General features: G+C 42.2%; 7 protein-coding genes and 1 tRNA gene. All 8 read left to right on the top strand.

Translation table 11 applies throughout. The features are described from left to right. The first annotated feature begins 370 nt into the window (after positions 1-370). The 8 genes from B4K26_RS05285 (at position 371) to rpoB (ending at position 9,287) form a co-directional block, all read left to right on the top strand. Positions 371-446, top strand: a tRNA-Trp gene (locus B4K26_RS05285). A gap of 51 nt (positions 447-497) precedes the next feature. Next, positions 498-986: a preprotein translocase subunit SecE gene (gene secE, locus B4K26_RS05280; protein WP_296243987.1), complete on the top strand. Its 489-nt coding sequence runs from the start codon at positions 498-500 to the stop codon at positions 984-986. A 71-nt stretch (positions 987-1,057) separates the two neighbouring features. After that, positions 1,058-1,588 (top strand): transcription termination/antitermination protein NusG, encoded by a 531-nt coding sequence (nusG, locus tag B4K26_RS05275; protein WP_296243986.1) that lies wholly within the window; start codon positions 1,058-1,060, stop codon positions 1,586-1,588. Positions 1,589-1,690: 102 nt separating this feature from the next. Continuing rightward, on the top strand, positions 1,691-2,122 hold the full coding sequence (rplK, locus tag B4K26_RS05270) for a 50S ribosomal protein L11 (RefSeq protein WP_068405081.1): 432 nt from the start codon (positions 1,691-1,693) through the stop codon (positions 2,120-2,122). Continuing rightward, positions 2,122-2,823: a 50S ribosomal protein L1 gene (rplA, locus tag B4K26_RS05265; protein ID WP_296243985.1), complete on the top strand. Its 702-nt coding sequence runs from the start codon at positions 2,122-2,124 to the stop codon at positions 2,821-2,823. Before rplK ends, rplA begins: the two co-directional genes overlap by 1 nt. 459 nt (positions 2,824-3,282) lie before the next feature. Continuing rightward, on the top strand, positions 3,283-3,810 hold the full coding sequence (gene rplJ, locus B4K26_RS05260; RefSeq protein WP_296243984.1) for a 50S ribosomal protein L10: 528 nt from the start codon (positions 3,283-3,285) through the stop codon (positions 3,808-3,810). A gap of 126 nt (positions 3,811-3,936) precedes the next feature. Then, a complete protein-coding gene (gene rplL / locus B4K26_RS05255) occupies positions 3,937-4,311 on the top strand; it encodes a 50S ribosomal protein L7/L12 (protein ID WP_296243983.1) in 375 nt (124 codons plus the stop codon). Positions 4,312-5,168: 857 nt separating this feature from the next. Continuing rightward, the gene (gene rpoB, locus B4K26_RS05250) at positions 5,169-9,287 is read left to right on the top strand and encodes a DNA-directed RNA polymerase subunit beta (protein WP_296243982.1); all 4,119 of its coding nucleotides are present in this window, start codon (positions 5,169-5,171) and stop codon (positions 9,285-9,287) included. The last annotated feature ends 105 nt before the right edge of the window (positions 9,288-9,392 follow it).

The raw sequence follows: 9,392 nt of genomic DNA, 5'->3' as shown, positions 1-9,392 counted from the left end.
CAAGTTTCGGGGGTCAGTTCATAATTAAGGGTGGCTTTTTTTATGGGGAAAGTTTGGCCATTGTAAATTGGTAGTCTAATTGGAAATGCTCGTATAAAAAGAGTGCTCGTATAAAGAGTAGGGCATCTTTATTATAAAGGTATTTATCAAATACGCTTTGAAACTCGCTACTATCTGCTGACCATCTATTGTAATTCTTAACCGAGCTTGCTATATTAACGCTGCAGCTCACTAGCGCCTTTTATAGCTGATTTTTATCATCCATATTAGATGTCTAATCTATAGTATTGAATAGCAGTGATAAAATAATTTTTTTCTAAATGCTTGCATTCTATGCTCAATATTGTATAATGCTGACCTTTACACCCATAGGCGATTGGCTCAATTGGTAGAGCATCGGTCTCCAAAACCGAGGGTTGTAGGTTCGAGTCCTACATCGCCTGCCATCTTCTTATCACATCTTTGTCATACCCCATCATCTCCGAAGTGAGTTCTTTATGAGCAATAATCAGGATAACCTCGAGACTAAGTTATCTGATGCCAAGGCAGTTGCTGGTGGAATGCTGTCCAAAAATAATCACGTTTCGGCGAATAAACAAACAACTGCTGTTGAAGTTGCTAAGACGGGATCAGTAAAAGATGTGATTTTGTGGCTACTTGCCGCCGTAATTTTGATAGGGGCAACGTTAGTTAATCAGTATTTACCTGGCTATTGGCAACCTGCCAATGATGTTTGGGTGCGTATTGGTATTATCGTGGCTCTAGTTGTCATGGCTTTTGTATGCTTGGCATTAACGCATCAAGGTCGCGCTTTTAAAATATTGTTAAAAGACGCGGCCGTTGAGCTGCGCCGAGTCACATGGCCAGGCAAAGATGAAACCTTCCAGTATACGTGGCAAGTCATTGTTATGATTATTATTGTGGGTTTTTTGGTTTGGTTATTAGATAACTTTTTTAATTGGTTCGTTGGTATCTTTATTGGTTAATGGCGTGTATTAGTGTCATTGGAACCAGAATTTACTTATAACGACTTAACTTTAATGATCAGGAGCGTGATATGCGTTGGTATATTGTCCAAGCGTTTTCAGGATATGAAAAGCAAGTACAACGTTCATTAACTGATCGTATCAATCGTAGTGAATTCGCTGATTCATTCGGTGATGTCTTGGTTCCTACCGAAGAAGTCGTCGAAATGAAAGACGGCAAAAAGCGTAAAAGCGAACGTAAGTTCTTTCCAGGCTATGTATTGATTCAGATGGAAATGAACGATAACACGTGGCACATCGTTAAAGACTGCCCACGTATTATGGGTTTTATCGGCGGTACGCCTGAGATGCCGGCGCCGATTACGCAAGTAGAAGCGGATCGTATTTTAAACCGTTTAAATCAGACTGAAACTGATCCACGTCCGAAGACTTTATTTGAGCCGGGCGAAGAGTTGTTGGTTATCGATGGTCCATTTACTGACTTTAAAGGGTTGGTGGAAAAAGTGGATTACGAGAAGTCTAAATTACATTTGACGGTAAACGTATTTAATCGACCAACTCAGGTTGAGCTTGAGTTTAGTAAAGTTGAAAAACTAGACTAAACACCAGTATTAATTAACACAGCATTCATCAACCGGGGAGCCGTTAGTCAATGAGGTGCATACCACGTTGATTTGGCGCTATTACCCATTTAGGAGAGTATCATGGCTAAGAAGATTGATGGTTACATCAAACTACAAGTGCCTGCAGGCAAAGCAAATCCTTCACCACCGATTGGTCCAGCATTGGGTCAAAAAGGCGTGAACATCATGGCTTTCTGTAAAGAATTTAACGCTGCGACCTCAAATCAAGAGCCGGGACTACCGATTCCTACTGAGATCACTGTATACAGCGATAAGTCTTTTACCTTTATCATGAAGTCACCACCAGCTGCGTACTTACTACGTAAGGCTGCTGGTATCGCTAAAGGTTCTGGTACACCAAATACCGCTAAAGTCGGTAAAGTTGATCGCGCGCAATTAGAAGAGATCGTTAAGACTAAAGATGCAGACTTAACTGCTGCTGGTCTTGATGCTGCTGTCCGTACCATCGCTGGTACCGCTCGTTCAATGGGTATTACCGTGGAGGGTGTATAATGTCTAAGCTAACCAAACGCCAAAAAGAAATTAATAGCCGTATTGATAACGAAAAACAGTACACAATTGAAGAAGCGGTTCAAATCCTAAACGATTTACCACCTCTAAAATTTAAAGAGTCTATCGATATCGCAGTGAACTTGGGTGTTGACCCACGTAAATCTGACCAAGTTGTTCGTGGTGCAACCAATCTACCTGCTGGTACTGGTAAAACCAAACGCATTGCTGTATTTGCTCAAGGCGCTGCTGCTGAAGCCGCTAAAGAAGCTGGTGCTGACATCGTTGGTTTTGAAGACCTAGCAGAACAAATCAAAGCGGGCAACATGGACTTTGATGTGGTTATTGCTGCTCCGGACGCGATGCGTGTGGTTGGTCAATTAGGTACTATCCTAGGTCCACGCGGCCTAATGCCTAACCCAAAAGTTGGTACGGTAACGCCAAACGTTGCTGAAGCCGTGACTAACGCTAAAGCAGGTCAAGCACAGTACCGTGTTGATAAAGCAGGTATTATCCATGCTACTATCGGTCAAGTTGGCTTTACTAGCGATCAAATCATGCAAAACACACAGGCGTTATTGTCTGATTTAAAACGCGCTAAACCTGCGACGTCTAAAGGTACTTTCATTAAGAAAATTACCTTGTCTAGCACCATGGGTCCAGGTCTATCGATTGATCCTGTTCCATATCGCGTTGCTAAATAATTTTATAGCATAAAGAATTACTCAATATTTAACGATTTTAAATAATGAGCATACTATTTTTGAAGAATTAGGTCAGCGTAGCAAACGCTCCGCTGTCTAAGACCGTAGGTAGAAAGCAGTTTACGCTATTGTTTATGACGTTCGGAGTATGGTTATTTCGAACTGTTATTGGTAGCAATGAGCTGCTTTTGTTAATCGACGACAGATGAAAATCTTAGTTGTCCTACGCAGACGGTGACCCACCCAGTTGTTGATAAGAGCCGATAGGGCAACCTATTACTTGATGTCATTCTGATAACGGTGCCGTAATCAGTCGTTATAAGTGAGTTTTATTTTTATAGAATTTACGAATAACGTGTCGTATCAAGTCAATCTTAGCTAAAAATTTAAACTATTTAAAACTTCGGTTTTAGAAATTTTAGATGATTAGCCGATTGATAAGATTAAAGGAGTCAACTTATGGCATTAACGCTAGAGCAAAAACAACAAGTTGTGGCTGAAGTGTCTGAAGTTGCTGCTAATGCTTACTCAGCAGTAGCTGCCGAATATCACGGAATTGGTGTTGCCAAGCTTACTAAGCTGCGCGAACAAGCTCGTGAAAAAGGCGTGATTTTGAAAGTGGTAAAAAATACCCTAGCAAAACGCGCTTTCGAAGGCACTAACTTTGAGAGCATGTCAGACCGTATGACTGGTCCGTTACTTTTGGCTTTCTCTATGGAAGATTTGGGATCTGCTGCTCGAGTTGTTTTCGAGTTCAGTAAAGAGAACAATGCTTTAGAGACCAAATTGGTATCAGTCGGTGGTGAAGTTTATGGTCCAGAAGAGCTAGAGCGCGTATCGAAGCTACCAACTCGCGACGAAGCAATCTCTATCTTGATGGCTACTATGAACGCACCAGTGACCAAGCTTGTCCAGACTATGAACGCAGTTCCTGGCAAGTTCGTTCGCACGGTAGCGGCAATCAAAGACGCAAAAGAAGCTGCTTAATTGCTTGTTTTAACGTAACTTTGACATCGCTGATTGCACTTTATTGTCATTCCTATTTTACATTTTGGCAAGCAATCCAAGCGGTAGTAAAATCAATTAATTTTTATCAGATAACGGAGAGTTCTCATGGCACTATCTAAAGATGATGTGTTAAACGCAATCGCTGAAATGTCAGTAATGGATATCGTTGAGTTAATCAGCGACATGGAAGAAAAATTCGGCGTAACTGCTGCTGTTGCTGCTGCTGCACCTGCTGCCGCTGCTGCTGGTGGCCCTGCTGCTGAAGAAAAAGACGAGTTTGACGTTGTTCTAGCCAGCTTTGGCGAGAAGAAAGTTGGCGTTATTAAAGCCGTTCGTGAAGCGACTGGTCTTGGCCTGAAAGAAGCGAAAGATTTGGTTGAAAGCGCTCCAGCTCCAATCAAAGAAGGCGTTAACAAAGCTGAAGCTGAAGAGTTGAAAAAGAAACTTGAAGAAGCTGGTGCAACTGTTGAACTAAAATAGTTTAACTGCGGTACGAAAAAAAGCTGGTAATGCCTTGCATTGCCAGCTTTTTTTTACTATAATTCGTAGCTTGACCTTTTGTGTCTGCCAACATACGTATGCAACATCACGGTGGATACCCATCAAAAGGACAGACGATATACATGCAAGCACACTTAGTAGTAGTTATTAAAATCAGTTAATATGGCTAAACGTCGATCGATGTTTGGCATTTTTTTGTGTCTGCATGCTTTCCATTAACACTAGAGTTTATACTGATTCTAAAAGTTATTGTTCTTAAAATCATTATTTTTAAAATTACAGTTTCTAAAATTATTTTTTCTGAAAATTACTATTTCTAAGATTTATAGTTATCCCAGTTATCATTAATAATCTAAACGCTGTTAAATAAGCTATTTGGTAAGGTTTTACTGTCAGTATATAAGCTCGTAGACGGTAGATATCAGCGACGATATTACTTATGATTGTAGTGAGTGATTGGTTTTTTTAAAAAGATGCTCAGCAACAACACTTTAAGTGAATTTACAAAGAGAATCAATAGTAACTAAATACCAGTCATTGGTCTTAAGTACTTATAAGTGATTGTTCTTCAGCATTGAAGAGTTAACGAGTGTAGGACATTGAAATTCACAATGTTAGCACTCAGATAGGCATGCTTAGATGCCGATTTAGGCTTAAATAAGCTGGGTTAATCATGCATTATACGTATGAATTAATCGTTAGTTATTAGATGAGCATGAATATCCGTTTTATATTATCGTTTACGTCGCTAAGTTTGCATAATATTCATATTAAATAGTATTGAGCAAGCCGGCCACGCTTTCAATTTGTTTCCACGTTTACTGTAAGGACTCTCGATGGCATATTCTTATACTGAAAAAAAGCGTATTCGCAAAAGTTTTGCTGAATTGCCTACTGTGATGGACATTCCATACTTACTGTCTATCCAAGTAGATTCTTATGAGCAATTTTTGCAAGAGCATAAAAAGCCAAAAGCTCGTGAGAATACTGGTTTGCAAGCTGCGTTTTCTTCTATTTTCCCTATTGAGAGCCACTCTGGTAACGCAGAGCTACAATTTGTTGAATATTATCTAGGAACGCCTGAATTTGATGAGCGTGAGTGTATCTTACGTGGTTCGACTTTTGCGGCGCCAATGCGTGTCAAAATTCGTCTGATTATCAAAGACAAAGACAGCAAAGATAAAGACAGCAAAGCAGCAATCAAAGACATCCGTGAGCAAAGCGTTTATATGGGCGAAATGCCGTTGATGACTGCTAACGGTACTTTTATTATCAATGGTACTGAACGTGTGATCGTATCACAGCTGCATCGTTCTCCTGGTGTGTTCTTTGACCATGACAAAGGTAAGTCACACTCAAGTGGTAAGGTGCTTTATAACGCTCGAATCATTCCTTACCGTGGTTCTTGGTTAGACTTTGAATTTGATGCCAAAGATTTGGTTTTTGCCCGTATTGACCGCCGCCGTAAACTGCTGGCGTCTATTATTCTGCGTGCCTTAGGCCTAAGCACTAGTGAGATTTTAGATTTATTCTTTGATAAAGTGAACGTCTATAAAGGCGAAGAGCAGTTCGAGATTGATCTGGTTGCTGACCGTCTGCGTGGCGAGATGGCGCAATTTGATATCGTGTCACCAGAAGGCGATGTGATCGTCGAGCAGGGCAAGCGTATTAACGCTCGCCGTATCCGTCAGCTTGAAGAAGCGGGAATGACTAAGATCGCTATCCCTGATGAATACTTATACGAGCGTATTTTAGCAGAAGACATCATTGTTAATGATGAAGTGATTGCTCGTGCCAATACGCTTATTGATCATGAGTTATTGGTCAAATTAAACTCGTATGAAGCCAGCGATTCTATTAAAGAATTCAGCATTTTGTTCACCAACGATATCGATCAAGGCAGTTATATCGCCGATACGCTACGTGCAGATAGCACGTCAAGCCGTGAAGAAGCGTTGATTGAAATTTATAAAGTCATGCGTCCAGGTGAGCCACCAACGGTAGAAACGGCGGAAAAACTGTTTGAAAGCATGTTCTTTAATGCGGACCGTTATGACTTATCAAATGTCGGTCGAATGAAGTTTAATCGTCGTTTGGGACTAGAGTTTGAAGATACTGACGATGCGGATGTTCAGCGCGCTCGTAGCGTCTTGACCAATGAAGATATCGTTAACGTCCTAAAAGAATTGATTGAAATTCGTAATGGTCGCGGCGAAGTCGATGACATTGATCATTTAGGAAACCGCCGTATTCGTTCGGTTGGTGAGATGGCTGAAAACCAATTCCGCGTAGGTCTGGTTCGTGTTGAGCGTGCGGTTAAAGAGCGCCTATCATCAGCTGAATCTGATAACTTGTCGCCACAAGATTTGATTAACTCAAAACCTGTTGCGGCAGCGGTCAAAGAATTCTTTGGTTCAAGCCAGTTGTCACAGTTCATGGATCAGAACAATCCATTGTCTGAAGTCACGCATAAGCGCCGTGTTTCAGCATTAGGACCGGGTGGTTTGACCCGTGAGCGTGCAGGCTTTGAAGTTCGTGACGTTCATGATACTCACTACGGCCGTGTTTGCCCAATTGAGACGCCTGAAGGTCCAAACATTGGCTTGATTAACTCATTAGCAACTTTTGCTAAAACCAACAGCTTTGGTTTCTTAGAAACGCCTTATCGCCGTGTGGTTGATGGTAAGGTTACGGATGAGATTGAATATTTATCAGCGATTGAAGAAGTCGGTACGGTGATTGCACAGGCTGATTCGCCAGTCAATGAGCAAGGTGAGCTTAGCGATGAGATGGTCAGTGTGCGTAGCTATGGTGAATTTGTACGTATGCCACCAGAAAAAGTGACGCATATGGATGTGTCGCCAAGTCAGGTTGTATCAGTAGCTGCAGGTTTGATTCCATTCCTAGAGCATGACGATGCTAACCGAGCACTCATGGGCTCGAACATGCAACGTCAGGCCGTTCCGACGCTACGTGCTGATAAGCCGTTAGTTGGTACAGGAATGGAGCGTCACGTAGCGCGTGACTCTGGTGTTTGTGTCATTGCCAAGCGTGGCGGTGTGATTGAAGATGTTGATGCATCACGTATTGTCGTTCGTGTCAATGAAGATGAAATGGTCGCTGGTGAAGCGGGTATTGATATTTATAACTTGATCAAATATACCCGTTCAAACCAAAACACTTGTATCAACCAACGCATCATTGTCAACCAAGGCGACGAAATTGCCTTTGGTGATATCTTAGCTGATGGTCCATCAACCGACCTTGGTGAATTGGCCTTAGGTCAGAACATTCGCATCGCCTTTATGCCTTGGAATGGTTACAACTTCGAAGATTCGATTTTGTTATCTGAAAAAGTGGTCAAAGAAGATCGTTTCACCACTATTCATATCCAAGAATTAACCTGTGTAGCACGTGATACTAAGCTTGGTACCGAAGAGATTACTGCCGATATTCCAAACGTTGGTGAAGCGGCATTATCAAGCCTTGATGAAGCAGGTATCGTTTATATCGGTGCTGAAGTTGACGCTGGTGATATCTTAGTTGGTAAAGTCACGCCAAAAGGTGAGACGCAACTGACCCCAGAAGAGAAGCTGCTCAGAGCGATCTTTGGTGAAAAAGCCGCTGATGTGAAAGACACCTCATTGCGTGTTCCAACATCAAGCAAAGGTACGGTCATTGACGTACAAGTCTTTACCCGTGATGGCGTTGAAAAAGACGCGCGTGCCAAAGCGATTGAAAAATCACAGCTTGATAGCTATCGTAAAGATTTAAAAGAAGAGCTGCGCATCTTTGAAGAAGCGGCTCGTGGCCGTATTGCAAGCTTGCTTGACGGTCAAAAAGTCAGTGGCGGTTCTGGTCTAAAAGCTGGTACAGTCATGGCATTGGCTGACATGAAAGAGATGAGCCTTGAAACCTTGCTGGATATCCAGCCAGTTGAAGAAGAAGTCTCTGAGCGTCTGACCCAAATCGCTGATTACTTGGTCGATAAGCAAAAAGACATCGATGTGAAATTTGCAGAGAAAAAACGCAAATTGACCGCTGGTGATGACTTACAGCATGGCGTACAAAAAATCGTTAAAGTATATCTAGCCGTTAAGCGTCGTATCCAGCCTGGTGATAAAATGGCGGGTCGTCATGGTAACAAGGGTGTGGTATCGCGCATTATGCCGGTTGAAGACATGCCTTATGATGAACATGGTAATACCGTTGACATCGTCTTGAACCCACTTGGTGTACCATCGCGAATGAACATCGGTCAGGTACTAGAGACGCATCTAGGCATGGCAGCGAAAGGTCTCGGCGAAAAGATTGACGGTATGCTCAAAGCCCAAGCAGCAATCAAAGATTTGCGTGATTTCTTAGACCAAATCTATAACAAAGTAGGTGGTGAGAGCGTTGATCTTGATAGCTTAAGTGATGACGATATCATGGCGCTAGCGGACAACTTACGCGACGGTGTACCAATGGGAACCGCAGTATTTGATGGTGCTCATGAGTATCAAGTCAAAGAATTGCTTGAGCTTGCTGGAATGGACCGCGATGGTCAGCAGACCTTGTATGATGGTCGTACGGGTCAGAAATTTGACCGTAAAGTAACCGTTGGCTATATGTATATGCTCAAACTTAACCACTTGGTTGATGACAAGATGCATGCACGCTCGACGGGTTCTTATTCATTAGTGACACAACAGCCGCTCGGTGGTAAAGCCCAGTTTGGTGGCCAGCGCTTCGGTGAGATGGAAGTTTGGGCCCTAGAAGCATATGGCGCGACTTATACCTTGCAAGAGATGCTAACGGTGAAGTCGGATGACGTTGAAGGCCGTACACGTATGTACAAAAACATCGTCGATGGTGAACAATACATGGATCCAGGAATGCCTGAATCATTTAACGTATTGACCAAAGAAATCAAATCACTGGGTATTAATATTGAGTTAAAACAAAGCAACTAAAACTAACGCAGGCAAAATTGCTGTTTAACTTAGTTGTCCACTAAAGGCAGTCTGCTTTATTGCTGCTGCTTTTAGTAATTTGTCTCAACCCTATTCATTGCCTTC

The organism is Psychrobacter sp. UBA6766, assembly GCF_002453355.1.
GTDB lineage: Bacteria > Pseudomonadota > Gammaproteobacteria > Pseudomonadales > Moraxellaceae > Psychrobacter.
Note: the sequence above shows the minus strand (reverse complement) of the source record. Positions and strands in the feature narration are given on the sequence as shown.

Bases quoted from the DNA above. Each gene is read 5' to 3' on its own strand.
- secE (WP_296243987.1), top strand. From the start codon at position 498: ATGAGCAATAATCAGGATAACCTCGAGACTAAGTTATCTGATGCCAAG.
- nusG (WP_296243986.1), top strand. From the start codon at position 1,058: ATGCGTTGGTATATTGTCCAAGCGTTTTCAGGATATGAAAAGCAAGTA.
- rplK (WP_068405081.1), top strand. From the start codon at position 1,691: ATGGCTAAGAAGATTGATGGTTACATCAAACTACAAGTGCCTGCAGGC.
- rplA (WP_296243985.1), top strand. From the start codon at position 2,122: ATGTCTAAGCTAACCAAACGCCAAAAAGAAATTAATAGCCGTATTGAT.
- rplJ (WP_296243984.1), top strand. From the start codon at position 3,283: ATGGCATTAACGCTAGAGCAAAAACAACAAGTTGTGGCTGAAGTGTCT.
- rplL (WP_296243983.1), top strand. From the start codon at position 3,937: ATGGCACTATCTAAAGATGATGTGTTAAACGCAATCGCTGAAATGTCA.
- rpoB (WP_296243982.1), top strand. From the start codon at position 5,169: ATGGCATATTCTTATACTGAAAAAAAGCGTATTCGCAAAAGTTTTGCT.